The organism is Citrobacter sp. Cpo030, assembly GCF_030333005.1.
In the GTDB taxonomy this organism is placed as follows: Bacteria; Pseudomonadota; Gammaproteobacteria; order Enterobacterales; family Enterobacteriaceae; genus Citrobacter; species Citrobacter portucalensis.
The window spans coordinates 116,736-143,397 of the sequence record NZ_JAOWGT010000049.1; the positions used below are offsets into that span (position 1 = coordinate 116,736).

Annotated in this window: 27 protein-coding genes and 2 pseudogenes; 18 read left to right on the top strand and 11 right to left on the bottom strand. The window is 50.4% G+C overall.

Annotated elements, in window-relative coordinates; genetic code table 11:
* Positions 1 to 187: 187 nt before the first annotated feature.
* Entirely contained in the window at positions 188 to 1,114 is a 927-nt protein-coding gene (locus OGY37_RS07400) for a diguanylate cyclase (RefSeq protein ID WP_148362674.1), read from the top strand.
* A gap of 284 nt (positions 1,115 to 1,398) precedes the next feature.
* Here OGY37_RS07400 and mgtS read toward each other — a convergent pair whose 3' ends face one another.
* Positions 1,399 to 1,494 carry a protein MgtS gene (gene mgtS / locus OGY37_RS07405; RefSeq protein ID WP_003032406.1) on the bottom strand — a complete coding sequence of 32 codons (96 nt, stop codon included), beginning with the start codon at positions 1,492 to 1,494 and terminating at the stop codon, positions 1,399 to 1,401.
* A 486-nt stretch (positions 1,495 to 1,980) separates the two neighbouring features.
* Here mgtS and urtA point away from each other — a divergent pair, with 486 nt between their 5' ends.
* The 5 genes from urtA to urtE are packed head-to-tail and all read left to right on the top strand — an operon-like array spanning position 1,981 to position 7,448.
* Positions 1,981 to 3,252 (top strand): urea ABC transporter substrate-binding protein, encoded by a 1,272-nt coding sequence (gene urtA / locus OGY37_RS07410; RefSeq protein ID WP_148361994.1) that lies wholly within the window; start codon positions 1,981 to 1,983, stop codon positions 3,250 to 3,252.
* 43 nt (positions 3,253 to 3,295) lie between these two features.
* Positions 3,296 to 4,870, top strand: coding sequence for an urea ABC transporter permease subunit UrtB (gene urtB, locus OGY37_RS07415; RefSeq protein ID WP_286620457.1), 1,575 nt, complete (start codon positions 3,296 to 3,298; stop codon positions 4,868 to 4,870).
* Positions 4,870 to 5,943, top strand: a complete 1,074-nt coding sequence (gene urtC, locus OGY37_RS07420) for an urea ABC transporter permease subunit UrtC (protein ID WP_286620459.1) — start codon at positions 4,870 to 4,872, stop codon at positions 5,941 to 5,943. The genes urtB and urtC overlap by 1 nt, the downstream gene beginning before the upstream one ends.
* Positions 5,943 to 6,740 carry an urea ABC transporter ATP-binding protein UrtD gene (gene urtD / locus OGY37_RS07425; RefSeq protein WP_286620461.1) on the top strand — a complete coding sequence of 266 codons (798 nt, stop codon included), beginning with the start codon at positions 5,943 to 5,945 and terminating at the stop codon, positions 6,738 to 6,740. The genes urtC and urtD overlap by 1 nt, the downstream gene beginning before the upstream one ends.
* 9 nt (positions 6,741 to 6,749) lie before the next feature.
* On the top strand, positions 6,750 to 7,448 hold the full coding sequence (gene urtE, locus OGY37_RS07430; RefSeq protein WP_286620464.1) for an urea ABC transporter ATP-binding subunit UrtE: 699 nt from the start codon (positions 6,750 to 6,752) through the stop codon (positions 7,446 to 7,448).
* Between the two features lie 40 nt (positions 7,449 to 7,488).
* On the opposite strand, the gene ydeE is transcribed toward urtE, so the two are convergent.
* Positions 7,489 to 8,676: an efflux MFS transporter YdeE gene (gene ydeE / locus OGY37_RS07435; protein ID WP_149384276.1), complete on the bottom strand. Its 1,188-nt coding sequence runs from the start codon at positions 8,674 to 8,676 to the stop codon at positions 7,489 to 7,491.
* A 198-nt stretch (positions 8,677 to 8,874) separates the two neighbouring features.
* Here ydeE and eamA point away from each other — a divergent pair, with 198 nt between their 5' ends.
* Entirely contained in the window at positions 8,875 to 9,774 is a 900-nt protein-coding gene (gene eamA, locus OGY37_RS07440) for an O-acetylserine/cysteine exporter (protein ID WP_286620466.1), read from the top strand.
* Positions 9,775 to 9,804: 30 nt separating this feature from the next.
* Here eamA and marB read toward each other — a convergent pair whose 3' ends face one another.
* The 3 genes from marB to marR are packed head-to-tail and all read right to left on the bottom strand — an operon-like array spanning position 9,805 to position 10,890.
* Positions 9,805 to 10,023, bottom strand: coding sequence for a multiple antibiotic resistance protein MarB (gene marB, locus OGY37_RS07445; RefSeq protein WP_003832934.1), 219 nt, complete (start codon positions 10,021 to 10,023; stop codon positions 9,805 to 9,807).
* Between the two features lie 30 nt (positions 10,024 to 10,053).
* The gene (gene marA, locus OGY37_RS07450) at positions 10,054 to 10,437 is read right to left on the bottom strand and encodes an MDR efflux pump AcrAB transcriptional activator MarA (RefSeq protein WP_003032424.1); all 384 of its coding nucleotides are present in this window, start codon (positions 10,435 to 10,437) and stop codon (positions 10,054 to 10,056) included.
* A gap of 18 nt (positions 10,438 to 10,455) precedes the next feature.
* Positions 10,456 to 10,890: a multiple antibiotic resistance transcriptional regulator MarR gene (gene marR, locus OGY37_RS07455; protein WP_003832935.1), complete on the bottom strand. Its 435-nt coding sequence runs from the start codon at positions 10,888 to 10,890 to the stop codon at positions 10,456 to 10,458.
* Positions 10,891 to 11,147: 257 nt separating this feature from the next.
* On the opposite strand from marR, the gene OGY37_RS07460 reads away from it, so the two are divergent.
* Entirely contained in the window at positions 11,148 to 11,813 is a 666-nt protein-coding gene (locus tag OGY37_RS07460) for a MarC family NAAT transporter (RefSeq protein ID WP_063941584.1), read from the top strand.
* A gap of 43 nt (positions 11,814 to 11,856) precedes the next feature.
* On the opposite strand, the gene OGY37_RS07465 is transcribed toward OGY37_RS07460, so the two are convergent.
* Both OGY37_RS07465 and ptrR read right to left on the bottom strand, forming a co-directional pair.
* Entirely contained in the window at positions 11,857 to 13,053 is a 1,197-nt protein-coding gene (locus tag OGY37_RS07465) for a sugar transporter (RefSeq protein ID WP_284969117.1), read from the bottom strand.
* Between the two features lie 222 nt (positions 13,054 to 13,275).
* A complete protein-coding gene (gene ptrR / locus OGY37_RS07470) occupies positions 13,276 to 14,151 on the bottom strand; it encodes a putrescine utilization regulator PtrR (RefSeq protein ID WP_003832938.1) in 876 nt (291 codons plus the stop codon).
* Between the two features lie 102 nt (positions 14,152 to 14,253).
* Here ptrR and sad point away from each other — a divergent pair, with 102 nt between their 5' ends.
* The 7 genes from sad (at position 14,254) to OGY37_RS07505 (ending at position 21,967) form a co-directional block, all read left to right on the top strand.
* The gene (gene sad, locus OGY37_RS07475; RefSeq protein WP_198579181.1) at positions 14,254 to 15,642 is read left to right on the top strand and encodes a succinate-semialdehyde dehydrogenase; all 1,389 of its coding nucleotides are present in this window, start codon (positions 14,254 to 14,256) and stop codon (positions 15,640 to 15,642) included.
* Positions 15,643 to 15,745: 103 nt separating this feature from the next.
* The gene (locus OGY37_RS07480) at positions 15,746 to 17,323 is read left to right on the top strand and encodes a methyl-accepting chemotaxis protein (RefSeq protein WP_284969119.1); all 1,578 of its coding nucleotides are present in this window, start codon (positions 15,746 to 15,748) and stop codon (positions 17,321 to 17,323) included.
* Between the two features lie 62 nt (positions 17,324 to 17,385).
* Entirely contained in the window at positions 17,386 to 18,312 is a 927-nt protein-coding gene (glsB, locus tag OGY37_RS07485) for a glutaminase B (RefSeq protein WP_003832944.1), read from the top strand.
* Positions 18,312 to 18,671, top strand: a complete 360-nt coding sequence (locus tag OGY37_RS07490; protein WP_063941589.1) for a DUF4186 domain-containing protein — start codon at positions 18,312 to 18,314, stop codon at positions 18,669 to 18,671. The genes glsB and OGY37_RS07490 overlap by 1 nt, the downstream gene beginning before the upstream one ends.
* 80 nt (positions 18,672 to 18,751) lie before the next feature.
* Positions 18,752 to 19,279, top strand: coding sequence for a GNAT family N-acetyltransferase (locus tag OGY37_RS07495; RefSeq protein ID WP_149280930.1), 528 nt, complete (start codon positions 18,752 to 18,754; stop codon positions 19,277 to 19,279).
* 106 nt (positions 19,280 to 19,385) lie between these two features.
* The gene (locus tag OGY37_RS07500; RefSeq protein WP_198579182.1) at positions 19,386 to 20,837 is read left to right on the top strand and encodes a tagaturonate reductase; all 1,452 of its coding nucleotides are present in this window, start codon (positions 19,386 to 19,388) and stop codon (positions 20,835 to 20,837) included.
* A 215-nt stretch (positions 20,838 to 21,052) separates the two neighbouring features.
* Complete coding sequence (locus tag OGY37_RS07505) at positions 21,053 to 21,967, top strand: bestrophin family protein (RefSeq protein WP_191236283.1); 915 nt, start codon at positions 21,053 to 21,055, stop codon at positions 21,965 to 21,967.
* On the opposite strand, the gene OGY37_RS07510 is transcribed toward OGY37_RS07505, so the two are convergent.
* A complete protein-coding gene (locus tag OGY37_RS07510; protein WP_003832953.1) occupies positions 21,964 to 22,341 on the bottom strand; it encodes a GFA family protein in 378 nt (125 codons plus the stop codon). The two genes, OGY37_RS07505 and OGY37_RS07510, sit on opposite strands and share 4 nt — an antisense overlap.
* A 131-nt stretch (positions 22,342 to 22,472) precedes the next feature.
* Positions 22,473 to 23,231, bottom strand: a complete 759-nt coding sequence (tam, locus tag OGY37_RS07515) for a trans-aconitate 2-methyltransferase (RefSeq protein WP_286547320.1) — start codon at positions 23,229 to 23,231, stop codon at positions 22,473 to 22,475.
* 110 nt (positions 23,232 to 23,341) lie between these two features.
* Between tam and OGY37_RS07520 the strand changes: the two genes are divergently transcribed.
* On the top strand, positions 23,342 to 23,863 hold the full coding sequence (locus tag OGY37_RS07520; RefSeq protein ID WP_126319810.1) for a GNAT family N-acetyltransferase: 522 nt from the start codon (positions 23,342 to 23,344) through the stop codon (positions 23,861 to 23,863).
* Between the two features lie 9 nt (positions 23,864 to 23,872).
* Here the strand turns inward: OGY37_RS07520 and OGY37_RS07525 are convergent, their stop codons facing one another.
* Positions 23,873 to 24,709: a DMT family transporter gene (locus tag OGY37_RS07525; protein ID WP_003832960.1), complete on the bottom strand. Its 837-nt coding sequence runs from the start codon at positions 24,707 to 24,709 to the stop codon at positions 23,873 to 23,875.
* Positions 24,710 to 24,761: 52 nt separating this feature from the next.
* Positions 24,762 to 25,139: a hypothetical protein gene (locus tag OGY37_RS07530; protein ID WP_003832962.1), complete on the bottom strand. Its 378-nt coding sequence runs from the start codon at positions 25,137 to 25,139 to the stop codon at positions 24,762 to 24,764.
* Positions 25,140 to 25,546: 407 nt separating this feature from the next.
* Between OGY37_RS07530 and OGY37_RS07535 the strand changes: the two are divergent.
* Both OGY37_RS07535 and OGY37_RS07540 read left to right on the top strand, forming a co-directional pair.
* Positions 25,547 to 25,879, top strand: a pseudogene (locus OGY37_RS07535) (DUF4056 domain-containing protein); the annotation flags it as partial.
* A gap of 99 nt (positions 25,880 to 25,978) precedes the next feature.
* A pseudogene (locus tag OGY37_RS07540) lies at positions 25,979 to 26,576 on the top strand (OmpP1/FadL family transporter); the annotation flags it as partial.
* Between the last annotated feature and the right edge of the window lie 86 nt (positions 26,577 to 26,662).

Consider the following 26,662-nt stretch of genomic DNA (forward strand, 5'->3'; position numbering starts at 1 on the left):
TCAATGGCCGTGTTCAATTTGAGTCTGGTATGAACTGAGTGATGTACGCTATGCCGCGACCAGTGGCATAGCGCAATGCTATTGTTAATCGCGGCTTATTAATTACTATTAAAAAATTTACATAAATTTTCTTTTTTATCGTTAAGATAATTCCATCAGAAACGCTCGAACAGGGAGAGAGAACGTGATGATGAGAAATACGAAGGAAATAGATACAATTTTGATTGAGTTGAACAAGTCCATTGATGCCCACTACAAATGGCTGGTAAAGATGTTCCGCTGCGTGGTGTCTTCAGATGTAACACAGCCTGATATTATGGGTGAAAACTCGCATTTTGTTTGTCGATTTGGACTGTGGCTTAATAATCAATCGCGGTACAATGAGGATGATTGTAGTTACGTGAGCAAGATAAGTGCCACTCACGAAAAGATGCATTTATTAGGCAAGGAGTTGCTATTGGCTATAGTGGAGAAACGTAGCCATTCATGGCATTTCGACAGTTTCCAGGACGCGCTTCTGGCATTTACCTCATCTGTAATGGACTACAAAATATATTTATTGAGTATCCGCAGTAATATCGATGTATTAACAGGTTTACCTGGCAGAAGAATGCTCGATGAGTCTTTTGATCGGCAGTTGCTCGACGCCGAACCGCTTAATCTCTATATATTGTTGTTGGATATCGATCGTTTTAAATACGTTAACGATACATACGGTCATCTGGTCGGTGACGTGGTATTGCGCGCTCTGGCATCAAATTTATTGTCATGGACGCGATATGATGAGGCGGCGTACCGCTACGGTGGAGAAGAGTTCATTATCATCATCAGAACAAAAACGGACGAGCAGGCATGCCTGGCGGGTTTGCGACTTTGTCGTCTGATTGGTCAGAAAAAAATTCCCTACGCTGATGGAGAGATCGGTATCACGGTGACGGCAGGCATAACCCGGGTTCAACAGGGTGAAACGCTGGATACCGCGCTTGGTCGGGCCGACAGGGCGATGTATCAGGGGAAACAGACTGGCAGGAATCGCTGCATGTTTATGGATGAAAATGAGCGGATCGCGTTGGTGGACACCAATGACGGAATCTCGTATCCCCTCAGTGCGTGAGTTTTCGAAAAACGTTTTGAGGTAGTTGCGTTTCGTTTAACTTTCATTGGGGTTGTCGATGATAGGTTAGCTGACTATCCGTTATCTTCGCAGGGAATTGCCAGATAGCGTATAAAAGCAAAACACAAATCTATCCATGCAAGCATTTACCGCTGGTATATCCGGCGGTTTTTTTTATCTGTAAATCAGGATAAAGGCACAGCGAGCGCGATTCAGGTAAAAAAATGGCCCCTTGTGCAGCTACGCAACAAGGGGCCGGGTCGGTGCAGGACTATCTCCGTTCATCAATCATCCCATCTGTGGCTAAAATACGCGGCCAGAAAACCGGAAAATAAAATAATTCCCAGAACAGCCATAAAAATATTCATATTACCCAGCATAGTAAATGCTCCTTTATCTGTGATTTTCCTCTCTTACCTTAAGTTCACCTCGCTTATGACTATAGTAGCAATTCAATCTTAAACAAAGACTGAACTGTGTGATTATTTCGGCTGAAAAGTAAATTTTTGACATGATCACGTCCAATAAAATAAATAATAGTGACGAGACACATTTATCTGCGCACAAATAACCTTGTTTTTAAACCCTGAGACGCTGTTATGACGGTGTGATGCTGACACAGATTGTTGCACGTTTATAATGCAGAGTTGTCTCATGGTGGTTCATTTTTTCGTGTGATTAATCCTTTTGGCGGGAAAATGTAATACTGATTTTTGTGTGCGGGATGCTAATTTATTGATTTTATATGAGGTTTTAATATCTGGCATCGTTTTTGCCTTATCACTTCTGAACACCCTTAATTTGCACCGTTTTGTCTGCCCGGCTGCACCGGAGCTTTCAGCAAGTCTAATTTCAGGAGTGAAACTATGCAGCGTCGTACATTTTTAAAAGCTTTTGCACTTTCTGCCTCTGTTGTTGCAATGGGCGTGAGTTTTAGCGTTCAGGCAGCCGACACCATTAAGGTTGGCATCATGCATTCGTTATCCGGCACGATGGCCATATCCGAAACGCCGCTAAAAGATGTGGCGTTGATGACCATCGATGAAATAAATGCTCAGGGCGGTGTATTGGGTAAAAAGCTGGAACCGGTGGTGGTTGACCCGGCCTCGAACTGGCCGTTATTTGCTGAAAAAGCAAGACAACTGCTGAGTCAGGACAAGGTGGCGGCAGTTTTCGGCTGCTGGACATCGGTTTCGCGTAAATCAGTTTTACCGGTATTTGAAGAGTTGAATGGTCTGCTGTTTTACCCGGTGCAATATGAAGGTGAGGAGATGTCGCCTAACGTCTTCTATACCGGCGCAGCCCCCAACCAGCAGGCGATCCCTGCGGTTGAGTATCTTATGAGTGAGGATGGCGGTAGCGCGAAACGCTTCTTCCTGCTGGGCACGGATTATGTTTATCCGCGCACGACCAACAAAATTTTACGCGCCTTTTTGCACTCAAAAGGGGTCGCCGATAAAGACATCGAAGAGGTGTACACCCCATTCGGACATAGCGATTACCAGACCATTGTCTCCAGTATTAAAAAATTCGCCGCAGGGGGAAAAACGGCGGTGGTATCAACCATCAATGGGGATTCTAACGTACCGTTCTATAAAGAGTTAGCGAATCAGGGGCTGAAAGCCACCGATGTGCCGGTGGTGGCTTTTTCCGTGGGCGAGGAGGAGCTACGCGGTATTGATACCAAACCGCTGGTGGGTAACCTTGCCGCCTGGAACTACTTTGAGTCTGTCGATAATGCGGCCAACAAGAAGTTTGTCGCGGATTACCGGGCGTATGCCAAAGCGCACAAATTACCGAATGCTGATTCGGTGGTGACGAACGACCCAATGGAAGCCACATATGTTGGCCTGCACATGTGGGCGCAGGCGGTAGAAAAAGCCGGAACTACCGATGTGGATAAAGTTCGTGCTGCTATGGCGGGGCAATCCTTCGCTGCACCATCAGGTTTTACCCTGACCATGGATGCGACCAACCATCACCTGCATAAACCCGTCATGATTGGCGAGATTGAAGGCAACGGCCAGTTTAACGTGGTGTGGCAAACCGATGAGCCGGTCCGCGCCCAGCCGTGGAGTCCGTACATCGCTGGTAATGATAAAAAATCTGAACAGCCTGTGAAAACCGCCAGCAACTGATCTAACGCCCTCCTGCGGGAGGGCAATGCTTTGGAGAACGCTCATGAAAGCTATGCGCTTGATTCGTGGTGTGTTGTTGCTGATGTGGTTTTTGCCGTGGATAGCGCAGGCCGCAGATGCTGATTCCTTTACCGCCGCCAACCGTGCTCAGCAGGCCGCCTTGCTTGAACAATGGGCGGTGAATCCCGACGTTCAGCGCATCCCGCTGCTCAGCGCGCTGCGAGATGAGAACCTGCTGACCGATAACACGAAAAATGCCTTCATCATGAACGGCTCGCACGTACAGCCGTTAGGAACAGCGACAGCCCCAAACGGCGAGCTAAAAAAAACTCGCCTGACTAACCGCCTGCGTAATTTGGTAGCCGGAGCGTTGGCTGTCCATCAGCTTTTAAGTGACAGTGTCACGGTAAGGGGAGAGGCAGCTCGTGCATTACAGCGTGTGGCGCAGCCGGGCATGCTGCCGTTTTTACAACAACGACTGGCTCAGGAGTCAGATGGTGATGTGAAATCCGCACTCGCTATTGCACTGGCAAATCTGCAACTGAGTAGCACCTCGCCGGAGGTCAGGCTTCAGGCAATCGAACTATTAGGGGCGTCAAATGATCCTGAAACTCAGGCGCGCCTGCAGCCATTCACCCGGGCTGAACATGAACCCGATGCCCGAGTGCGTGCTGCCGCTGACGAAAGTCTGAATTCCATCTCGCATCGCATGAAGGTTGGGGATCTTCTAGGGCAGGCTTTCATGGGACTGTCACTGGGTTCTATTTTGCTGCTGGCGGCATTGGGTCTGGCGATAACCTATGGATTGCTCGGCGTAATCAATATGGCGCATGGCGAGATGTTAATGCTCGGGGCGTACTGTACCTGGATGGTGCAACAGTTGATGGGGCAGTTTTTCCCGCACGGGTTAGCCTGGTATCCGGTTATTGCACTTCCGGTCGCCTTTTTGCTGACTGCGGCAGTAGGAATGCTGCTCGAGCGAGGGGTGATACGCCATTTATATGGCCGTCCGCTTGAAACGCTACTGGCGACCTGGGGTATCAGCCTGATGCTCATCCAACTGGTGCGAATGACTTTCGGCGCGCAAAACCTGGAAGTCGCCAATCCGGCATGGCTTTCCGGCGGTATTCAGGTTTATGCCAATCTGATATTGCCATGGAACCGAATAGTGGTGCTTGGCTTTGCCATGCTGGTGCTGTTCTTCACCTGGCTGCTGTTGAATAAAACGCGCCTCGGGCTGCGCGTGCGTGCCGTGACGCAAAATCGCAATATGGCGGCCTGCTGCGGCGTACCCACCGGACGAGTCGATATGCTGGCCTTTGGCCTTGGTTCAGGAATTGCCGGACTGGGAGGTGTGGCGCTCTCGCAACTAGGTAACGTAGGACCGGAGCTGGGGCAAAGCTACATTATCGATTCGTTTTTGGTGGTGGTACTGGGCGGCGTTGGACAGCTTGCCGGGAGCGTGGCTGCGGCATTTGGGCTGGGGATCTTCAATAAAATTCTGGAGCCTCAGGTGGGGGCGGTTCTCGGCAAAATCATGATCCTGGCGCTGATCATTCTGTTTATTCAGAAACGACCTCAGGGACTGTTCGCGCTGAAAGGGAGGGTTATTGACTGATGACGATGCCAATGACAATAACGCTGGCGCGTAAAGCGCCGCGTGCAACACGCGTGCTGGGTCTGGGCTTACTGCTGGCGTTGATTATTCTGCCGTTTCTTGCGCTGTTACCCGCGGAGCATCCGCTGGCCATATCGGTGTGGACGTTGACGCTGGCCGGGAAAATTCTCTGCTATGCCATTGTGGCCGTTGCGCTGGATCTGGTGTGGGGCTATGCCGGAATGCTCTCGCTGGGACACGGTATCTTCTTCGCGCTGGGGGGCTATGCGATGGGAATGTACCTGATGCGGCAGGCTTCCGGCGAAGGGTTACCGGCCTTTATGTCATTCCTGTCGTGGAGCGAGCTGCCCTGGTTTTGGTGGGGGACGCAACATTTTCTCTGGGCGATGCTGCTGGTTGTTCTGGTGCCGGGCCTGCTGGCGCTGGTATTTGGTTGGTTTGCCTTCCGTTCAAAAATCAAAGGTGTCTATTTCTCCATCATGACCCAGGCCCTGACTTTCGCCGGAATGCTGCTGTTTTTCCGCAATGAAACCGGCTTTGGTGGAAATAACGGCTTTACCGGTTTTACCACCATTCTGGGATTTCCGGTGACCGCGACGTCCACCAGGATCGCGCTGTTTCTGGCGACGGTTATGCTGCTGGTGCTGTCAATATGGCTGGGACTTGCGCTGGCCCGCAGTAAGTTTGGTCGTATTCTGACCGCCGTGCGCGATGCCGAGAACCGTCTGATGTTCTGTGGTTACGATCCGAAAGGTTTCAAGTTACTGGTGTGGACGCTTTCAGCTGTACTGTGCGGCCTGGCCGGGGCGCTTTATGTCCCGCAGGTAGGGATTATCAACCCCAGCGAAATGTCGCCGACCAACTCGATTGAAGCGGCGATTTGGGTTGCTCTGGGCGGACGTGGAACCCTGATCGGCCCGGTATTTGGCGCAGTACTGGTGAACGGTGCTAAAAGCCTGTTTACCGTCATTATGCCGGAATACTGGCAGCTGTTTCTTGGCCTGATCTTTATTGGCGTTACGCTTTTTTTACCTAGTGGTGTGATTGGCCTGTTTCGCAAAGGAGACAAATAATGCAGCCGGATGAAGGACTTTTTACACGCCAGATGCCGGGCGATCGGTTTCGCGAACAAACGGACCCGGTACTCCAACTGGAAAAAATTAACGTTAATTTCGACGGATTCCAGGCGTTAACGGATCTCTCGCTCAATATTGGCGTCGGGGAACTGCGCTGTATTATTGGCCCCAACGGCGCCGGGAAGACGACGTTAATGGATGTCATAACCGGTAAAACCAGACCGCAAAGTGGTCGTGCGATATACGACCAGTCGACCGATTTAACAACGCTGGATCCCATCGCCATCGCGCGTCAGGGGATTGGACGGAAATTTCAGAAGCCCACGGTATTTGAAGCATTAACGGTGGAGGAGAACCTGGAGCTGGCGCTGAAAAATGATAAATCTGTCTGGGGTTCTCTACGGGCACGACTCTCAGGCGAACAACGGGATCATATTGATGAAGTACTGGCGCTGTTGCGGCTGGGTAATGAGCGGACCCGCCGCGCCGGACTGCTTTCGCATGGGCAAAAACAGTTTCTCGAAATTGGCATGCTGCTGGTGCAGGAGCCGCATTTACTGCTACTGGATGAACCCGCGGCGGGGATGACGGATGCGGAAACGGAATACACGGCGGAGTTGTTTCGCCAGCTTGCCGGTAAGCACTCTCTGATGGTTGTTGAGCACGATATGGGATTTGTTGAAACCATTGCTGATCGCGTCACAGTATTACATCAGGGACGTGTCCTCGCTCAGGGGAGCCTTCGCGATGTGCAGTCCAACGAGCAGGTTATTGAAGTCTATCTCGGGCGTTAAGGAGTTCATATGCTGCAGGTGAAAGAACTGAATCAATATTATGGTGGCAGCCATATTCTGCGCGGGGTGAGCTTTGAAGCGCGTATCGGCGAGGTGACATGCCTGCTGGGACGTAACGGCGTGGGGAAAACAACACTACTAAAGTGTCTGATGGGGATTATTCCGGCCCGTAGCGGAAGCGTGCTCTGGCAGGATAAAAATGTCACTCACTGGAAGCCGCATCAGCGGGTCAGGGCCGGTGTGGCGTATGTCCCACAGGGGCGTGATATTTTTCCGCGTTTGACGGTAGAAGAGAATCTGCTGCTCGGTCTTTCCCGTTTTTCAGCACCGGAGGCCCGGCATGTGCCAGATGATATTTACGTGCTCTTTCCGGTTTTACAGGAGATGAAGCATCGGCGAGGCGGAGATTTGTCCGGCGGGCAACAGCAGCAACTGGCGATTGGGCGAGCGCTGGCAAGTCGCCCACAGCTGTTGATCCTCGATGAGCCCACCGAAGGGATTCAGCCTTCGGTAATTAAAGAGATTAGTCAGGTTATTTCTCAACTGGCGCACCGGGGTGATATGGCCATTTTGCTGGTGGAGCAGTTCTATGATTTTGCGCAGCAGCTAGCCGACAAATACCTGCTGATGTCGCGGGGCAGCATTATTCAAAGCGGCGACGGTAAAAATATGGAGGCCGAGGGCGTACGGGGACTGGTTGCTATCTGAGGTATGCGACAGAGCGGTTTCGGCTCTGTCGCTATACTCATCAGCAGACTGCCGTCTGCCCCCAGGGCTTGGCGCGCATGCCTTTTATCATGAGCGTCCAGGCAAGAACGATCGCCACTATCAGCGCGACAAACAGCGACCATGGCGGCAATGTGGTTAAAATGACGCCGCTGACTAATGGGTTAACCGCTGCGCCAAGCCAGCCCAACGACTGGGCGGAAAAATAGCTGGCTTTCATGCCTGCTGGCGCGATGTTGTCGATAAGCATATATTCGCCCGGCGCGTAAATGACTTCGCCGATAGTGAAAAAGGCAGCAGAAATTCCCCATAACAACAGACTGTTGCCGGAAAAGGCGAAACCGATCAGGCCAACGACAAAGAAGACTGTACCCATTGTCATTAACGGGCGGATATTCGTGGCGGTGAGCCTGCGACCAAGTGCGTATTGCAGTGATACTACGATGGCGGCGTTCACGGGCAGGACCACCGCCACGACTTTCTCGGCAAAATCGCCATCGGCGACCACCATAACGTATTGTGAAATACAGGACGCAAAAGCACCGCCAACAAACGATGCCAGAAAGGCCGACAACGTAAACCAGAATAATGCCCGGTCGCGCAGAAGTACCGAAGGGGACCACACCGCGGCGTTTAAACCTTCTGATGGTGCTGTTGAACGTTTTACCCAGGTCTGGATAAACACCAGTGGCAATGCTGAACAGGCGGCAGCAAGCCAGAATGGCAGGTTAATGCTTTGCATCACCAGCAGCGTGCCCAGCGGTGGACCAACGGTCCAGCCAATATTCAGCACGGTATAGTTAAGCGAGAAAATTTTAGTCTTGTTGGTAGCAGACAGATTATCAGCAAACCAGGCCTTCAGCACCGTGGCGAAGACGGAGTAGGCACAGTTGATCAGAGCAAAGAGCAAAACCACGACCACCACGTTATGCACCAGTGGGATCGCAATAAAGCCGGACGCAAAGCCACAAATTGCCAGCAGCATAAAGCGTTTTTTTTCAAATTTATCGGCCAGGATGCCGAATCCAAGACTGAAAACGACGCCAATAGTCAGTGCTACTGTCATTGCATAACCGATCAGATCGACACCCAGGCCATACTGACGACTGAGGTAAATCGTCATGAATGGCAGAGTGGCGCCACGGCCAATTGTTAATAACAAAGATGACGCGAGTAACGCGAGAGTGGACCTTCTCAGAGAGATATTCATTTTCCTGCCCGACAATGCATGTTGTTATGTTTTTTTTAGATATAAGAAACAAATAGCATGCTAAAACTGTGATGTACACTCAATAAGTTGTCCGAAAATGCCTTGCGTGGCCTACCTGAAATAATGATCTGTTACGGCACAACGATTTCCGTTACCTTAACTTGTTTACAAAAATTTAATATTTGCAGGGGCGGTGGTATGTCGCGTAAAGACGGGTTATTAGCGTTACTGGTCGTTGTGGTTTGGGGACTGAACTTTGTGGTCATCAAAGTGGGGCTGCATAATATGCCCCCCTTAATGCTGGCAGGGCTGCGTTTTTTACTGGTGGCGTTCCCGGCAATACTCTTTGTTGCCAGGCCGAAAATCCCACTTTCGCTGTTGCTCGGCTATGGGCTGACCATCAGTTTTGGGCAGTTTGCGTTTCTCTTTAGCGCTATCAAATTCGGTATGCCTGCCGGGTTAGCTTCTCTGGTATTACAGGCTCAGGCGTTTTTCACCATCATTCTGGGGGCATTCGCCTTTGGCGAACGTCTGCAGGGTAAACAGCTGGTAGGCATTGCGCTGGCGGTATTTGGCGTGCTGGTGCTGATTGAGTCCAGTCTGAACGGGCAGCATGTTGGCATGCTCGGTTTTATCCTGACGCTGGCGGCGGCGCTAAGCTGGGCCTGCGGCAATATCTTTAACAAAAAAATCATGCAGCATACCTCGCGCCCAGCCGTTATGTCGTTGGTGGTATGGAGCGCGTTAATCCCTATTGCTCCGTTCTTCCTTGCTTCATTAATTCTCGATGGTCCAACGCAAATTACCCAAAGTCTGGTGGCGATAGATATGACCACCATTCTGTCACTGGTTTATCTGGCGTTTGTGGCGACCATTGTGGGTTATGGTATCTGGGGTTCGTTACTCGGACGCTATGAGACCTGGCGTGTAGCGCCGCTATCGCTGTTGGTGCCGGTCGTTGGACTGGCGAGTGCGGTTGTGCTGCTGGATGAAACGCTGACCGGATTGCAACTGCTCGGTGCGCTACTGATCATGGCTGGGTTGTATATCAATGTGTTTGGCTTTCGGTTGCGTAAGGTTGCGTCGGTGAGGGGCTAAAAAAAGCCCCGCAGTGGCGGGGCAATATAATTACAGGTTGCGCATATTGTAATAAGGCACACCTAATTCGTCGGACTTGTCGCTGCCTGCACCCATATGATTAAAATCGAACGGGGACTGATCGTGCGCAGGGGGCATAATCATCGCGTCGCGACTGTTCTGGGTGGCAGGTTGCGCGGTCTGTTCCGCCATGCTCTGGCCCGAAACAACAAACAGCAGGGCCAGCATTGCATAAGACAGAAGTTTCATGATTTCCTCGGTTACGTCGTTAACTGGCGTTTAGCAATTACATTGATTAAGTGGGAGCAAATAGCGTGATTCGCCGTGCATATTCGTCATACGGTATTTATGCGGCGGAACATCAAAATAGTTTTTGAATGTCCGGGTCAGCGTCTGCTGAGACTCAAAACCGTAACGCTCTGCCAGATAAAGAATAGGTTCGTTACTTTCTTTTAGTTTTTGCGCTATTTCAGTCATTTTACGGCTGCGAATGTATTGACCCAGTGAATGACCGGTTTCTTTTTTAAACATCCGTTGCAGGTGCCATTTGGAGTAACCTGAACGCTCAGACACTTTTTCCAGTGAGAGCGGCGATTCAAGGTTATTTTCGATCCAGTCCAAAATGCTATGAATAGTGATTGTGTCAGTATTGCGTCTGGACATCGTCATACCTCTTTCTGGTTACGGCAGGATTCTCTTAAGCAAGTGCTCAAGTGTGGCTACTTCATCCGCCGTTAAGTTTTTTGTTAGTTCCTGGTGCAGGTCTTGCCCTACTAATTGATGACACTGCTCGCAAATTGCTGCGCCATGCTCGGTGAGTTTCACCAGCACGCCACGCTTATCATGTGGATTCGGAAGCCTTTCTATCCAGCCTTTACAGGCCAGTCTGTCCAGCATCCGTGTCAGGGCGCCAAGGTCGACAGACAGCACTTTTTTCAATTCGACAGGGGTGATGCACACCGCGCAACGGATGGAGCAGAGCACCTTGAACTGCGATGCCGTGATATCCAGCGGTGACAAATAGTCGTTTAACAAACGATCTTTTTTCTGATTAACCATATAGATCAAACGACCCAGTGGGATGATTTCGTTAAACAGATCACTGGTGTTTTTCACAATGATTGCCCTGGCAAGTAGTTAGTCACGGCTGATATTATTGCTTAGGCAAATATAAGTCAAACGAATGAATCCGCAAATGCCACGTTTTGCTAAATCATCAGACTCAATACCTGGAATGTGGAAATTTAACGATCTGATAATTATGGTTTATACGTGCGGATGAAAAATGAATCCTTACATCGCGAAAATGGCTTATCTTCTGGATTTCACCGTATACTTGCCGTTGACGATTAACGCACAGGAAAGATGACATTATGATGGACTTGTTTAAAGCAATAGGGCTGGGGCTGGTAGTCCTGTTACCGTTGGCAAACCCGTTAACCACCGTGGCGTTGTTCCTTGGCCTCGCGGGCAACATGAACAGCGCAGAGCGTAACCGTCAGTCACTCATGGCATCTGTTTACGTGTTTGCCATCATGATGGTGGCGTACTATGCCGGGCAACTGGTGATGAATACCTTCGGGATTTCGATTCCCGGACTCCGTATTGCGGGTGGGTTAATCGTTGCGTTTATCGGCTTCCGGATGCTGTTTCCGCAGCAGAAGGCGCATGATTCTCCGGAAGCGAGAAGCAAGTCAGAAGAGCTGGAAGACGAGCCGACTGCCAATATCGCCTTTGTACCGCTGGCTATGCCAAGCACTGCCGGTCCGGGGACGATTGCGATGATCATCAGTTCCGCGTCAACCGTGCGCCATGGCTCCGAATTTCCGGACTGGGTGATCATGATCGCGCCGCCGATTATTTTTGCGGTTGTTGGGATTATCCTGTGGGGCTGTTTGCGCAGTTCCGGGGGGATCATGCGCCTGGTCGGCAAAGGTGGTATCGAAGCGATTTCTCGTCTGATGGGCTTCCTGCTGGTGTGTATGGGCGTGCAGTTTATTATTAACGGCGTGCTGGAAATTATTAAAACCTACGCTTAGAACACTGTGCCCGGTAATCGGTAATGTCTACCGGGCACATTTTTTACGAATGCTGAGGCTGTTCTTCCAGCGATACCGGCCATTTACGAAAGATAATCACCGACCATATCAACGCCACCACGGCAGGCACTGCGCCGACGTAACCAATCGTAGACATTGACCACTGCAAACTCACCTGATTGCCTACCAGCGCGCCAGCGCCAATACCGATATTAAAGATGCCTGAGAACAGTGCCATTGCGACGTCAGTCGCATCAGGAGCAAGCGCCAGCACTTTCACCTGCATGCCCAGACCTATCAGCATGATGGCGACGCCCCAGAAAATACTCAGGATAGCAAGGTGCATTTCGCTGTCAGCAGCGGGAAGTAACAACACCAGGCATACCGTCAACAGGGCAATGGCACTGCTAATCAGTACGGAAGCATGCAGATTCCCCAGCTTACCGAAAATGACGCTACCGACAATTCCCGCGCCACCCAGAACCAGCAACAGCACGGTAGCAAAGTTTGCGCTCAGACCCGCGACGGTCTGCACAAACGGCTCGATATAGCTGTAGGCCGTGTAATGTGCGGTGACCACAATCACCGTCAGTAGATACAGACTCATCAATGCCGGACGATGGAATAACACCGGCAGGCTTTTTAAAGAGCCGGAGTGCTCACTGGGTAGTTTGGGCAGGAGCTTAATCAGGCAAAGCAGGGTAACTAACGCCCCCATGCCGATGGCGAAGAAGGTGGTGCGCCAGCCAAAATACTGACCGACAATGCGCCCGATGGGCAGACCCAATACCATAGCCAGCGCGGTGCCGGTGGCAATCAGGCTGAGAGCCTGTGCACGTTTACCGGCAGGAGCCAGGCGGATCGCCAGCGATGCGGTGATCGACCAGAAAATAGCGTGCGCAAAGGCAATACCAATACGGCTAATTACCAGCACGGTAAAATTCCATGCCAGGAAAGAGAGAATATGACTGGCGATAAACACAACAAACAGACAGATCAGCAGTTTTCGGCGCTCCACCTGACTGGTAAGTAACATAAAAGGGAGCGACATCAGGGCGACAACCCAGGCGTAGATCGTCAGCATGATCCCGACCTGAGCAGTCTGCATATTGAAGCTTTGTGCGATGTCGGACAGCAAGCCGACAGGGACAAACTCTGTGGTATTGAAAATAAAACCGGCAATGGCAAGCGTAACTACCCGTAGCCACGCGACCTTGCGGGAAACAGTGTCTGTTGTCATATCAAATAAGAGGATTAGCTGCGAAAAGGTAAGGCCACGATCTTAAAACGTTTGCTGGCGAAAATACAATCATTTTGTGATGCGGATCTCATTTCATTGGCAGGGCGCCACAATTTGCTGCCGAACATTCCTCGTATTTTTAAGTATTTCAATAATAATGAAATTCCGGGCGTATGACTTCACTCGGATTTACAGGTATTCATGTTCTTTGAGGAGCGCCAGTTACTCCGGGCTCTGTGATAACTGAGGGTTCAACACCTCAATAAACGCTTCCAGCTGACGTGTCATTGCACCTCTGCGCCAGACCAGCCATGTATTCAGCCAGCGCCAGTTCTCGCTTAGCGGCCAGGCGTTGACCTGATGATGCCCTGGCATGCTCTCCAGCATCGAACGCGGGATCAATGCGATACCCGCGCCGGCAATAACACAGGCCAGCATACCGTGATAGGACTCCATTTCATGAATGGTGCCGGGCATGGCGCGATCGGCATGAAACCAGCTTTCAAAATGGCGGCGATAGGAACAGTTGGCGCGAAAGGCGTAAATACTGCAACCGTTGACGTCACTGGCCCGCTTAATGGGGGGATGACCGTTAGGCGTGACAATCATCATCTCTTCACGGTAGACCGGCATTCCTTCAAGTCCCGGATGGGTAATTGGACCATCGACAAAGGCAGCGTTCAATGTACCGTCGAGCACGCCGTCCAGCATTGTGCCTGAAGGACCTGTCGCCAGCGCGAACTGAATTTTGGGGTAACGCTGGTTATATTCAGCCAGCGTGGCGGGGATGCGAACTGCTGCTGTACTTTCAAGCGAGCCGAGAGAGAAGAGTCCTTGCGGCTCATCCCCGGCGACGACCATCCTGGCTTCCTCAACCAGTGCCAGGATCCGCTGGCTGTAGCGCAAAAAGTTGTGCCCGGATGGGGAAAGCCGCAGGCGCTGGTTTTCACGAATAAACAGATCAACACCCAGGTCGGCTTCAAGCTGACGTATACGGGTGGTGAGATTGGATGGCACGCGATGCACCTTCGCGGCGGCCTGCGTAATACTGCCAGTCTCCGCGACGGCATTGAACATTTCCAACTGCGTCAGATCCATAATATTCTCTATTCGTGAATGGTATGGTTAATATTATTCATTTTTCAGAAAGAGTAAATATGCTCATGATATAACCATACCCTGCGATAAAGAGAGGCACTTATGACTATCACAGCAGCAACACATGCGATTTCCATTGACCCTGCCAGCGGTGAAAGGCTGACGGCGACGCCGTGGGCCAGCGCGGAAGAGATTGATCATGCGCTGAACCTTGCCGCGAATGGCTATAACGAATGGAAACATACTTCCGTTGAGCACCGTGCGCAAACGCTGCGCCAGATCGGGCAAGCTCTGCGCCATCGTGCGGAAGAGATGGCGGAGTGTATCTCACGTGAAATGGGTAAACCCATTAAGCAGGCGCGTGCTGAAGTCGCCAAGTCAGCTGCATTGTGTGACTGGTACGCCGAGCATGGACCGGCGATGCTCAATCCGGAACCCACGCTGGTGGAGAATAACCAGGCGGTGATTGAGTATCGTCCGCTAGGAACCATTCTGGCGATCATGCCGTGGAACTTCCCGCTCTGGCAGGTAATGCGAGGTGCCGTCCCGATTCTGTTGGCCGGAAATGGCTATCTGTTAAAGCATGCGCCTAACGTAACCGGCTGTGCTGCAATTATTGCGCAGGTTTTCGCTGATGCTGGTGTACCCGCGGGGGTTTACGGTTGGGTGAATGCCGATAACGCCGGGGTCAGTCAAATGATCAATGACCCGCGTATCGCGGCGATAACGGTAACGGGAAGCGTACGTGCCGGTGCGGCGATTGGCGCCCAGGCGGGTGCCGCGCTGAAAAAATGTGTGCTTGAACTGGGCGGCTCCGATCCGTTTATTGTCCTCAATGATGCTGACCTCGATCTGGCCGTTAAGGCGGCGGTCGCTGGGCGTTATCAGAACACAGGGCAGGTTTGTGCGGCAGCCAAGCGCTTTATTATCGAAGAAGGGATTGCGGCAGAATTTACTTCACGCTTTGTGGCCGCTGCGAGTGCGCTCAAAATGGGCGATCCGCTAAACGAAGAAAACGATCTGGGGCCGATGGCGCGATTTGATCTGCGTGATGAGCTACACCAGCAGGTAGAGGCCACCCTTGCCGAAGGGGCACGGTTACTGCTCGGCGGAGAAAAAATTGCGGGTCAGGGCAATTACTATGCCGTGACGGTACTGGGCGATGTCACTCCAGAGATGACGGCGTTCCGCCAGGAGCTGTTTGGTCCGGTTGCGGCAATTACCGTGGCGAAGAATGCGGAACATGCGTTAGCGCTGGCGAATGACAGTGATTTCGGCTTATCCGCCACGGTGTTTACTGCGGATGAAGCGCTGGCGCAGAAGATGGCGTCACGCCTGGAGTGTGGTGGCGTATTTATCAATGGTTACAGCGCCAGTGATGCCCGCGTTGCGTTTGGTGGTGTGAAGAAAAGTGGCTTTGGCCGCGAACTTTCGCACTTTGGTCTGCATGAGTTTTGTAACGTGCAGACCGTCTGGAAAAACCGCCTTTGATGGTGTGGGTGCCTCCGCTGGGGGCACCTGTCTTATTTCTGCAATTTTTCTGTCATTTACTCTCCGTACACTCGCGACTAACGCTTTGATACAGAAGAGTAATATGAACATAACGCAAATTTCCCATCGTCTAATACCCCGTCAGTTCGGTCTGTTAACCGGCATTTTTTGCATTATTGCGCTGTTCTCAGTTTTGCAGGTCGTGTCCTCCTTGATGCTCTCGGCCTCAGTCAGTGACGCACAGCAGAATGAAGGGCGTAATCAACTCGCGCTTTTGCAGCAGGCAAAGGTCGATGAAGCGCGGGTGGCGTTATTATCTGCCAGCGATTTACTTAACCGTGCGGGGATTTATTTTATGCAGGATGCCGCCACCGGATCGGACGGGAGTTGGCGTCCGTTAATGGAAGAGGCGTATCGGGCGCTGGCGCAGTCAAAAAGTGCATGGGATGCCTGGCGGGATATGAAGCCGCAGTCGGATCCGGATCTAACGGAGAGCTATCAGCGTTTTTATAGCGGTATTAAGGAGCAGGCGGACGGGCTGATGCAGTCAGGTTCCATTGATGCGTTTTTTGCCGTACCCGTGCAGGCCTTTCAGACAGACTTTAACGGTAATTACGCGCGCTTTCAGCAGGGCAGTGGGCAACATGCGGAAGCTGGGCGTCAGCAGCTGTTGACCAGTCTTGAGCGTTTACAGAATCTATTTTTGTTTATTCCTCTGGTACTGGTGGTTATCGCCTTTCTGGTCTGGCGTAGTATGTTCCGTTGGGTGATTATGCCGCTGCGACGGCTGATCGATCATATCGATATTTTAGCGGCGGGTGATCTTTCCCGGCCAGCCCCGCAGGTGAGTCAGTTTAATCGGGAAGTGACGCAATTAAGTTCGCGTATTGCTGCAATGCAGCAGGGGCTCTGCGCGCTGGTACGGCAGGTGAATGATGCCACCACCGCAATGGTAGGAAATATCAACGAACTTGCGCAGAACAATAAACAGCTATACCAGCAGTCGGCAAAACAAAGTGAAGAGTTGAGCACTGTGACATCGCATATTTCGGTTCTGGAAACGCATGTTGAGGATAACAGTGGCTTTGCTGAACTGGCGAATCAACGCGCAGTGCAGGCGCGTGATATTGCGGCAGGTGGAGACCGAATGATGGCGACGGTAAATGCGTCAATGCAGGCGATTGTGACTCGCTCGTCTGAAATGCGAGGGATTACAACGCTTATCGACAACATTGCATTTCAGACAAATATCCTGGCTCTCAACGCCGCTATCGAGGCAGCACATGCCGGGGAGCAAGGGCGCGGGTTTGCCGTGGTTGCGAAAGAAGTTGGGCTGCTGGCGCGAAAAAGCGGTCAGTCTACGCAAAACATTCAGACACTGATTAAACACTCGTTACAGGGCATTGAAGAGGGCTTTCACGCGGTTAACGGACTGGATAAGAATTTGCAGCAGGTTATCGCACTGGTGGAAAACCTCGGCGCGTTACTGAACGACATTTCGACTGCAACGTTAAATCAGGGGAACAGTATTCACCAGTTAACCCGTCAGCTCCATGTCCTGAACGGCGAAGCCCGACAAACCAGTGATTTGGTGAATGCTGCATCTGATTCTTCCTTACAGCTTCACCATGAATCTAACCAGCTTATGCAGGCCGTGGCCAGATTCCGCCTTCCGGCCTGACGTTGCGTATTCAGCTCTGTTATACTCGCAGGCCTTTCATACCTGCGAGCAAGGAGCATGTTGTGGCCAGGGCCATGGACAATTCAATTTTAGAGACCATTGTGCAGCAGGTTCGTCCGCTGATTGGTCAGGGTAAAGTCGCTGATTACATTCCGGCATTAGCCTCCGTCGACGGTTCAAAACTGGGTATTGCTATCTGTACCGTTGATGGGCAGCACTATCAGGCGGGGGATGCGCAAGAGCGCTTTTCTATTCAGTCAATTTCAAAGGTGCTCAGTCTGGTCGTGGCGATGCGTCACTATCAGGAAGAGGAGATCTGGCAGCGCGTAGGCAAAGATCCTTCTGGTCATCCTTTTAACTCCCTGGTACAGCTGGAAATGGAGCAGGGCATCCCTCGCAATCCCTTTATTAACGCCGGGGCGCTGGTGGTTTGCGATATGCTGCAAGGGCGTCTAAGCGCACCTCGTCAACGGATGCTGGAAGTGGTGCGGGCATTAAGCGGCGTTTCGGATATCGCCTATGATGCGACGGTCGCGCGATCGGAGTTTGAGCACTCGGCGCGTAACGCCGCTATTGCATGGCTGATGAAATCCTTCGGCAATTTTCACCATGACGTGCCCACCGTTTTGCAGAACTATTTTCACTACTGCGCGCTGAAAATGAGCTGTGTGGAACTGGCGCGGACTTTTGTCTTTTTGGCAAATCAAGGGCATGCCTTTCATCTTGCGGAGCCTGTGGTCACACCGATGCAGGCCCGGCAGATCAATGCGCTGATGGCGACCAGCGGCATGTATCAGAACGCAGGGGAATTTGCCTGGCGGGTTGGGCTTCCGGCGAAATCTGGCGTCGGCGGCGGCATCGTGGCGATCGTGCCACACGAGATGGCGATTGCTGTCTGGAGTCCGGAACTGGATCCGGCGGGAAATTCACTGGCCGGTATCGCCGTGCTGGAACAATTAACACAACAGCTGGGGCGCTCGGTTTACTGATGAAAACGCTCGATCCTCTTTTTGCCCGGCTGGCGAAATCAACGTTTCGCTCGCGGTTTCGTCTTGGTCAGAAAGAAAGGCAGTATTGTCTGGATAAGGGGGCGCCAGTTATCGAACAACATGCTGCGGATTTTATAGCTAAACGACTGGCACCTGCGTTTCCCGCCAATGATGGTAAACAGACTCCTATGCGTGGTCACCCGGTATTTATCGCTCAACATGCTACGGCGACGTGCTGTCGAGGGTGTCTGGCGAAATGGCATGATATACCTCAGGGTGTAGTGCTAAACGATGAACAGCAACGTTACGTTGTCACGGTTATTTACCACTGGTTAGTACTCCAAATGAACAAGCCATAGATAATATTTTCCTATGATATGCCCCCTTGTGTTGTGTAATTGTTAAAAGCAGTATGAAGGGGTCAATCTAAGGAGAAACCATGGCTTCCGGCAAACCCTGCTTTGTGCTGAGCGCGACACAGATTCTGTCGCGAATCGACGAGCTCAGCGATGTTCTTGAACAGTGCGTCAATGACGGCGCCTCCATCAGTTTTATGCTGCCCTTTAATCGCGAAAAATCAGAGCCTTTCTGGATGAAGGTCGCGCAAAGTGTTTCTCGCGGAGAACGGATCGTTCTTGGTACGCAGAATGCGCAGGGGGTGCTTGTCGGTACCGTCCAACTCATTATCGATCAACCCGAAAATCAACCTCATCGTGCTGATGTCGCCAAACTGCTGGTTCACCCCTCAGCGCGACGCGGTGGCCTGGCCCGTGAATTGATGAACGAACTGGAAAGTTGCGCGCGTCAACAAGGTAAAACGCTGCTGGTGCTTGATACGGCGACGGGTAGTGGTGCGGAGTTGTTCTACCACAATTGTGGGTGGAAAAAGGTAGGGGTGATACCTGACTATGCCCAAATGCCCGATGGGACGCTGACCGGAACCACACTTTTCTACAAAACGCTCTAATTTGTCGCCGGGGATTGATCAAAACAGGGTTTCAATGTATTAAAGTTTGCTAACCTATTGGACCAATTCAATCAGGTTGTATGACTAATCATAAAGGGAACCCATTGTGCAAACACTAAATCGTCGCGATTTCCCCGGTGCTCAGTATCCTGAACGCATTATTCAGTTTGGTGAAGGAAACTTCCTGCGCGCCTTTGTAGACTGGCAGGTAGATCTGCTCAACGAACATACAGATCTGAACGCTGGTGTGGTCATTGTTCGTCCTATCGAAAGTTCCTTCCCGCCATCGCTGAGTACGCAGGATGGCCTCTATACCACTATCATTCGTGGTTTGAATGAGAAGGGCGAGGCCGTCAGTGATGCCCGTCTAATTCGTTCAGTTAACCGTGAAATCAGCGTCTATAGCGAATACGATGAGTTCCTGAAGCTGGCGCATAATCCTGATATGCGTTTTGTGTTCTCTAACACCACGGAAGCAGGTATCAGTTACCACGCGGGCGATAAGTTTGACGACGCGCCAGCGGTTAGTTATCCGGCTAAACTGACGCGTCTGCTGTTCGAACGCTTCAGCTATTTTAACGGCGCATTGGATAAAGGCTGGATTATCATCCCTTGCGAACTGATTGACTATAACGGTGATGCGCTGCGTGAACTGGTTCTGCGCTACGCTCAGGAATGGGCGCTGCCGGAAGCGTTTATTCAGTGGCTGGATCAGGCCAATGCATTTTGCTCCACGCTGGTGGACCGTATTGTTACCGGCTATCCGCGTGATGAGGTAGCTAAGCTCGAAGCTGAACTGGGCTATCATGATGCTTTCCTCGATACCGCAGAACATTTCTATCTGTTTGTCATTCAGGGGCCGAAGTCATTAGCCGCAGAACTACGTCTGGATAAGTATCCGCTGAATGTCCTGATCGTGGATGACATCAAACCGTACAAAGAGCGCAAAGTGGCGATTCTCAACGGTGCTCACACCGCGCTGGTCCCTGTTGCCTGGCAGGCAGGGTTGGACACCGTAGGTGATTCGATGAATGACGCTGAGATTTGTGCTTTCGTGGAGAAAGCGATCTATGAAGAGATCATTCCGGTACTGGATTTGCCACGTGATGAGTTAGCTTCTTTTGCCAGCGCGGTAACCGGTCGATTCTGCAACCCGTATATAAAACATCAGCTGCTGTCTATTGCCCTGAATGGCATGACCAAGTTCCGCACCCGTATATTGCCGCAACTGCTGGCAGGGCAACAGACCAGCGGTAAACTGCCGGCGCGTTTGACGTTTGCGCTTGCCGCGTTAATTGCTTTTTATCGTGGAGAGCGCAACGGTGAGTCTTATCCGGTTCAGGACGATGCGCATTGGATAGAACGTTTTCAACAGCTGTGGTCCCAGCATCGCGATCGCCAGATAAGTACCGAAGCGTTGGTCAAATCTGTACTGGGTGTCAAAGAACACTGGGAACAAGATCTGACGCAGGTTTCTGGACTGGTGGAACAGGTCTCTACCGATCTGGATACCATTCTGGCAAAAGGTATGCGTGAAGCCGTTAAGCCACTGTGCTAAGACGACTACCGACAACCCGGCTCAGGCCGGGTTTTTTCTTGATATACATTAGTTACAACATACTGTGTGGTTTATATCATAAACCCGGTCTGTGACTTAGGTGCGGCTTCATTTTAAGCAGAACAAAAGTTGTTGGGATAATGTTGCGATTAACTTGCAACATTGATCGCTATCGCGTCTAATGTGACGGATTTCACATTTTCCCGAAGATAACCATGATCGTTCGTCCCCAACAACACTGGCTGCGCCTGATATTCGTCTGGCATGGTTCCGTATTATCTAAAATATTTTCACGACTGCTGCTGAACTTCCTGCTCTCCATCGCCGTTATCATCATGTTGCCCTGGTATACGATGTTGGGTATCAAATTTACCCTGGCACCGTTCAGTATTCTGGGCGTGGCGATTGCTATCTTTTTAGGTTTTCGCAATAACGCCTGCTATTCACGTTATGTCGAAGCCCGACACCTGTGGGGGCAGTTGATGATTGCTTCCCGATCACTACTTCGCGAGGTGAAAACCACCTTACCGGATGACGCCGAACTGGGGCAGTTTGTTCGTCTGCAAATCGCATTTGCCCACTGTTTACGCATGACGTTACGTCGAAACCCACAGGCAGAGCCGTTGGCGAAATATTTCAGCGAGAAAGATCTGCAGACGGTATTTTCCGCACAATCGCCAGCAAACCGCATTTTGTTGCTGATGGGGGAGTGGTTGGCCGTGCGCAGACGTGATGGACAGCTGTCCGATATATTATTTCATAGTTTAAACAACAGATTAAATGATATGTCGGCAGTACTGGCAGGTTGTGAGCGAATTGCGAATACGCCAGTGCCGTTTGCTTATACTTTGATCCTTCATCGCACTGTTTATCTGTTTTGTATCATGCTGCCATTCGCGTTAGTGGTGGATCTTCACTACATGACGCCGTTTATTTCAGTGCTTATTTCCTATACTTTTATCTCGCTCGATGCGCTTGCGGAAGAGCTTGAAGATCCGTTTGGTACTGAGAACAATGACCTGCCGCTGGATGCGATTTGCAATGCAATCGAAATCGATTTACTGCAAATGAACGATGAAACCAATGTGCCAGCAAAACATATGCCGGATAAACATTACCAACTAACTTAGTTTCGTTCTGTTTCCCACCATGCTGGCCGCATATCAGAAAACGAATGAAACTCCGGCGCCAGATCTTCATCATTAGGATCGTCAAAAGCGCCGGCTAAAAGCGCAATGACCGGAGCGTCATCGATGGCGCCCACGGAACTCCCGCACTGAGGGCAAAAAGCCCGACTGGTGGTTTCAGATGAGCGCCAGGTTGTCGGTTTTCCGGCTTTTCCCGTCCATTCTACATTTTCTGCATCAAACTCAATCCAGACGACGGTCGGGGCACCAGTATGTTTCCGGCATATATCGCAGGAGCAGGTATGGGAATTATTAGGACTGCTGGCTGTGAAACGGATCGAGCCACACAGACACCCACCAATGTAGACTTTAGACATAACAACTCCCGTCAGAAACATGTGGCAAGACACTAGCAGATGCCTGACATAGCCACTAGATCCTTATGATAAAAAGGCGAGGGCGCGCATACTCGGTAGCCCAGTCCTGTGATCTGTCTGATGATAAACGCTTAACTATTGCGTCTGGCAACAATAAACAACCGCGGAAATGCCAGCAAAATATTGCCGTTTTCCTGCAACGGATATTGTTCCTGGAGCAGTTCATGGTAGCGAGCCAGGTAATGACGTTGCTCGCTTTCGCTCAAATCCTGCAGCCAGGGGCGGAGTCCCGTTGAGCTTACCCAGTCGATAATCGCCTGATGCGAATCCATAATGTGATAATACGTAGTACGCCAGATATCCACATCACAACCCGCTTCGGTCAAAATATCATAGTAGGCGTGAACGCCAGGAAGCGCTGCTCGGCCCCGATCAGGATAACCTTTTTCATAAGCCACTTCGCGCATCAGCACATGCGTGGGCTCCAGCCAGTTATCCGGCATTTGCACGGCCAGAACGCCGTTGTGACCGAGTTGTGAGACCAAATGTGGGAATAAGTCATAGTGATCGGGCACCCACTGTAACGACGCATTTGCATAAAGCAGATCCACGGGATGCTCGGGCTGAAACTGGCTAATATCCGCTTCGATAAAATGGCAGTCAGGTAATGCGTTGCGCGCTTCATTCAGCATAGCAGGTGAAGAATCGACACCTGTTGTCTTTGCCGTAGGCCAGCGCTGATGCAGCAATGCCGTACTGTTTCCCGGACCACAACCAAGATCAACAACTGAGCGGACATTTTCTAACGCCACACGGCTGAGTAATTCTGCTGCGGGTCTTGAACGTTCAGTTGCATATTGCAGATAAAGCGAAGGGTTCCAGTCGGCCATGTATAAATCTCCAGTATGAGAGGAAAAGTCGGAAAAGGACGGTATAAGACCTTGCCGATGAGCCACTTATTTTAGAAGATTATATGAAAATGAATGATAAGGGCAGGAATATGCTGGAAACATCAAGGTTGATATTACGACAATGGGAGGCTAAAGACCGGGCCCCTTTTGCTGCACTCAATGCCGATTCTGACGTGATGCGCTTTTTCCCCGCGCCGCTAGAGAAAGCTGAAAGCGATAACCTGGCCGATAGATTTAGTGAAGGTATTGCAGAACGCGGCTGGGGATTTTGGGCCGTAGAGCTAAAAGAAACACACCAGTTTGTGGGCTGTGTGGGGTTACATCCACAACCTGATAAATTTCATTTTTCACCCTGCACCGAAATAGGCTGGCGCCTTGCTAAAGCATACTGGCACCAAGGTCTGGCGTTAGAAGCCGCGCAAGCGAGTCTTGCATTTGCTTTTGACGTACTGGCGCTAAATGAAGTCGTTTCATTTACCTCTGTGCTGAATAAGCCGTCAGAGAATCTGATGATACGAATTGGTATGAATAAAACAGAAGAGTTTGTGCACCCCGCGTTGCCGCCAGATCATCGATTGGCACAACATGTTCTGTATCGTCTTTGCCGATAATTAATCAGTCTATTTTGCTCCTTTTCTCATATCAGAGAAAATAACTAAGCCAATTCCAGCCAAAATAATGACGCTTGCGAGAAGGATTCTGACGGTGAGCGTTTCGCCCAAAAATATGATCCCACCGAGAGTGGCCAGACAAGGTACGCTGAGTTGAATAGTACTGGCCGTTGTGGACCGGAGTAAGGGGAGCAATGAATACCAGAGCAGATATGCACCTCCCGATGTAATTGCACCAGAAAGCACGCCCAGAACTAATCCATATATATCAATATGAAGATGAGAGCGGAAGAACAGAGGAATAATCAATGCGACCGGGATTGCCAGGATGAAATTCCCCCCGGTTGAGGCAGCAGCATCCGTGATTTTCTTCCCTGTGATACTGTAGAAAGCCCAGGCTAACCCAGCAATAACCATCATTATTGCGGCATAAAAGGAAGGACGCTCCACACCAGGAAATAGCAAAATCGCTATTCCAGCCAATGCCCCGAGTATTCCTGTTATTTTTAAAATTACGAGTTTCTCTCCCTGGGCTATTCCCCATACCGTCATGACGAGCTGAACGGTACCAAAGAGCAGCAGGGCACCCGCGCCGGTGCTAAGAGAAACATAGGCAATGGAGAATGAAAAAACATAGATGCAAAGGAGCAGGGCATTTAACCACTTGAACTCAAATTTTCTGCTGTCAGATGTTATCGCGATAAATAAAAAAAGGGCAATTGCGCCACTTATCAATCTGATGCTGCTGAATGAGATAGCATCAGCATGCATACCCTTCAATGCGAGTCGGCAAAGCACTGAATTTCCAGCAAATGCGATCATTGCGATGATGATTCTGATGAGCAAGATAGCGTCCTTTAGTCGATACGAGGTTTAGCGCAATATGCAGGTGTTGCCTTCAAAAACAGGTGTGTTGATTAATATAGTTGCCGACATCAACGACTGTGTTCGTGCTGGGCTCGACATTAAGAACGACAAAACGCATTTGCGGGCAGAACAGCTCTGCACTTTTCTTGCTGCACTCAGTTTGTAGCCATCGATGCTCACCCTGTTCGGTTACAACCGTGTTCACGTTTCCGTATTCGCTGCACACAAAACCTTTTTCAGTTGCTCTTTGCCTTGCTGCCTCCAGGCTCAGACCAATAACATTCAGCTCATCGACCTCTTTGGCGAGTGTGCTGTCGGAAACACGGGTTAATGTGCAGCTCGACAGCGTAGAGGTAAATAGTAGCAAGAGCGCGAAGCGTAGGATGGTTTTGCTTTTTTTGTTTCGCATTGTCCGATATGTACTCAATTTTATTATCGTATTTCTGAAAGTAAGTGAAGTCACCTGGTTCAGTATATAACGAACGATTACATACCATTGCTTAAAAATCACAGATGTGCGGCTTTATATTTTTAAATGAAAGCTACTAAAGACAGAATCTCATGACGTAATAATTGAGAATATGTACTTTTGGTCAGAGATATGCATTTCAAATTAGCGACGATGAAGATAAGAGCCTTCCCAGAGAAATGTCATCTTTCACATCAAATGAAGACCTCATTCTCACTAACATTGAGTAAGTGAAAGGCTGGTCTATGCTAAAAAAGCAATCAAATTTGCGTTGGCTTTTTGAATAATAACGATAATTCTCGCGTTTTCGGTGGCGAATATGAACAGGATTGTGATCGCTTTTTTAGTTTCGCGAATTGGACGGCGACTGGTGGAACAGTAAACGTAGGGTTCCAGATAAATTTCTGGTGTTAAAGCGTAACTATAATCTTGAGCATAACCGGTTACCAACCCCAGTTTCGTACGAGAACGCCACGCCACTGCAACTGACTTTTCCCGCCGTGATCGAAGGATATCGGCTTGCGCGCCTGGGCGAGTTACAAATTTACCCGGGCACTTCCATGCAATCGCTTCCGCGACCGAAAACTTATTACGCACCCGATAGTTTTCAGTCCCTGGCTGACACAGCGAGTGAAGCAGACAAAATCCAGCTCGAACGTATGCACAAGTCGCGCTTTTAATCCGGTGCTTTGGCCTGGCAATTTAAATGCTGCGAGCTACGCTTTTACAGACGCTAACTCCTTCAATAATGAAGAAATTCTGCAGGTGGCATATGAAAATACGGTTTGGGGATCGATTTTGGCAATTGGTCCGGCGACCGGCTGATTAAGAAAAGCACCATGGTTGCGATGTCGCTCAGTCCATCGGTGGCTTATAAGCTTAGTGACAGGGTTTCCGTTGGGGGCTCTGTTAACGTCAATTCCACAGCAGATTATGTTAAGTCTGGTTCATGACATTAATAAACAGTGGTCAGTGATGGGAGAGCTTGGCTGGCAGGACTGGAGTCAGTTCGGCGCGCCGCAAATAACGGTGGTCGGGCAAGAAGTTGATAAGTCCAGTCGTCTGAAGGATTTGTGGCATACGGCTTTAGGTGTGCAATTTCGACCTACGGAACAATGGCGTTTGAATGCGGGCGTAGCTTTTGATAGTACTGTCTATAATTCGCAAAGCGATGTAGCGCTGACGTTGCCGACCGGTGATGAATGGCGATTTGCTACCGGAGCGCAATATCAAATTACACCACAAAGCAATATCGGTGCTGCCGTGTCGTATCTGCATATGCAGTCGTCCCACGTACAGTCACCATCAATTTATCAGGGGAGTTACGATAATCCGTATCTGTGGTTTGCCAGTGTGAACTACAGTTATCAGTTTTGATGTTCAGTGAAGTGAGAGTCGCGGTGGAATTGTAGAGGACATAAAACAGCTATTTGCATAACCAGCTGTAGTCGAGAGCCATCATC

What these genes read in the sequence shown, in the direction of transcription:
- urtE (WP_286620464.1), top strand. Translation starts at nt 6,750, where the DNA reads ATGCTGCAGGTGAAAGAACTGAATCAATATTATGGTGGCAGCCATATT.
- OGY37_RS07400 (WP_148362674.1), top strand. Translation starts at nt 188, where the DNA reads ATGATGAGAAATACGAAGGAAATAGATACAATTTTGATTGAGTTGAAC.
- eamA (WP_286620466.1), top strand. Translation starts at nt 8,875, where the DNA reads ATGTCGCGTAAAGACGGGTTATTAGCGTTACTGGTCGTTGTGGTTTGG.
- mgtS (WP_003032406.1), bottom strand. Translation starts at nt 1,494, where the DNA reads ATGCTGGGTAATATGAATATTTTTATGGCTGTTCTGGGAATTATTTTA.
- OGY37_RS07460 (WP_063941584.1), top strand. Translation starts at nt 11,148, where the DNA reads ATGATGGACTTGTTTAAAGCAATAGGGCTGGGGCTGGTAGTCCTGTTA.
- urtD (WP_286620461.1), top strand. Translation starts at nt 5,943, where the DNA reads ATGCAGCCGGATGAAGGACTTTTTACACGCCAGATGCCGGGCGATCGG.
- marA (WP_003032424.1), bottom strand. Translation starts at nt 10,437, where the DNA reads ATGTCCAGACGCAATACTGACACAATCACTATTCATAGCATTTTGGAC.
- OGY37_RS07490 (WP_063941589.1), top strand. Translation starts at nt 18,312, where the DNA reads ATGAAAACGCTCGATCCTCTTTTTGCCCGGCTGGCGAAATCAACGTTT.
- urtA (WP_148361994.1), top strand. Translation starts at nt 1,981, where the DNA reads ATGCAGCGTCGTACATTTTTAAAAGCTTTTGCACTTTCTGCCTCTGTT.
- marB (WP_003832934.1), bottom strand. Translation starts at nt 10,023, where the DNA reads ATGAAACTTCTGTCTTATGCAATGCTGGCCCTGCTGTTTGTTGTTTCG.
- OGY37_RS07480 (WP_284969119.1), top strand. Translation starts at nt 15,746, where the DNA reads ATGAACATAACGCAAATTTCCCATCGTCTAATACCCCGTCAGTTCGGT.
- OGY37_RS07495 (WP_149280930.1), top strand. Translation starts at nt 18,752, where the DNA reads ATGGCTTCCGGCAAACCCTGCTTTGTGCTGAGCGCGACACAGATTCTG.
- tam (WP_286547320.1), bottom strand. Translation starts at nt 23,231, where the DNA reads ATGGCCGACTGGAACCCTTCGCTTTATCTGCAATATGCAACTGAACGT.
- OGY37_RS07465 (WP_284969117.1), bottom strand. Translation starts at nt 13,053, where the DNA reads ATGACAACAGACACTGTTTCCCGCAAGGTCGCGTGGCTACGGGTAGTT.
- urtB (WP_286620457.1), top strand. Translation starts at nt 3,296, where the DNA reads ATGAAAGCTATGCGCTTGATTCGTGGTGTGTTGTTGCTGATGTGGTTT.
- OGY37_RS07530 (WP_003832962.1), bottom strand. Translation starts at nt 25,139, where the DNA reads ATGCGAAACAAAAAAAGCAAAACCATCCTACGCTTCGCGCTCTTGCTA.
- OGY37_RS07510 (WP_003832953.1), bottom strand. Translation starts at nt 22,341, where the DNA reads ATGTCTAAAGTCTACATTGGTGGGTGTCTGTGTGGCTCGATCCGTTTC.
- ptrR (WP_003832938.1), bottom strand. Translation starts at nt 14,151, where the DNA reads ATGGATCTGACGCAGTTGGAAATGTTCAATGCCGTCGCGGAGACTGGC.
- urtC (WP_286620459.1), top strand. Translation starts at nt 4,870, where the DNA reads ATGACGATGCCAATGACAATAACGCTGGCGCGTAAAGCGCCGCGTGCA.
- sad (WP_198579181.1), top strand. Translation starts at nt 14,254, where the DNA reads ATGACTATCACAGCAGCAACACATGCGATTTCCATTGACCCTGCCAGC.
- ydeE (WP_149384276.1), bottom strand. Translation starts at nt 8,676, where the DNA reads ATGAATATCTCTCTGAGAAGGTCCACTCTCGCGTTACTCGCGTCATCT.
- OGY37_RS07520 (WP_126319810.1), top strand. Translation starts at nt 23,342, where the DNA reads ATGCTGGAAACATCAAGGTTGATATTACGACAATGGGAGGCTAAAGAC.
- OGY37_RS07505 (WP_191236283.1), top strand. Translation starts at nt 21,053, where the DNA reads ATGATCGTTCGTCCCCAACAACACTGGCTGCGCCTGATATTCGTCTGG.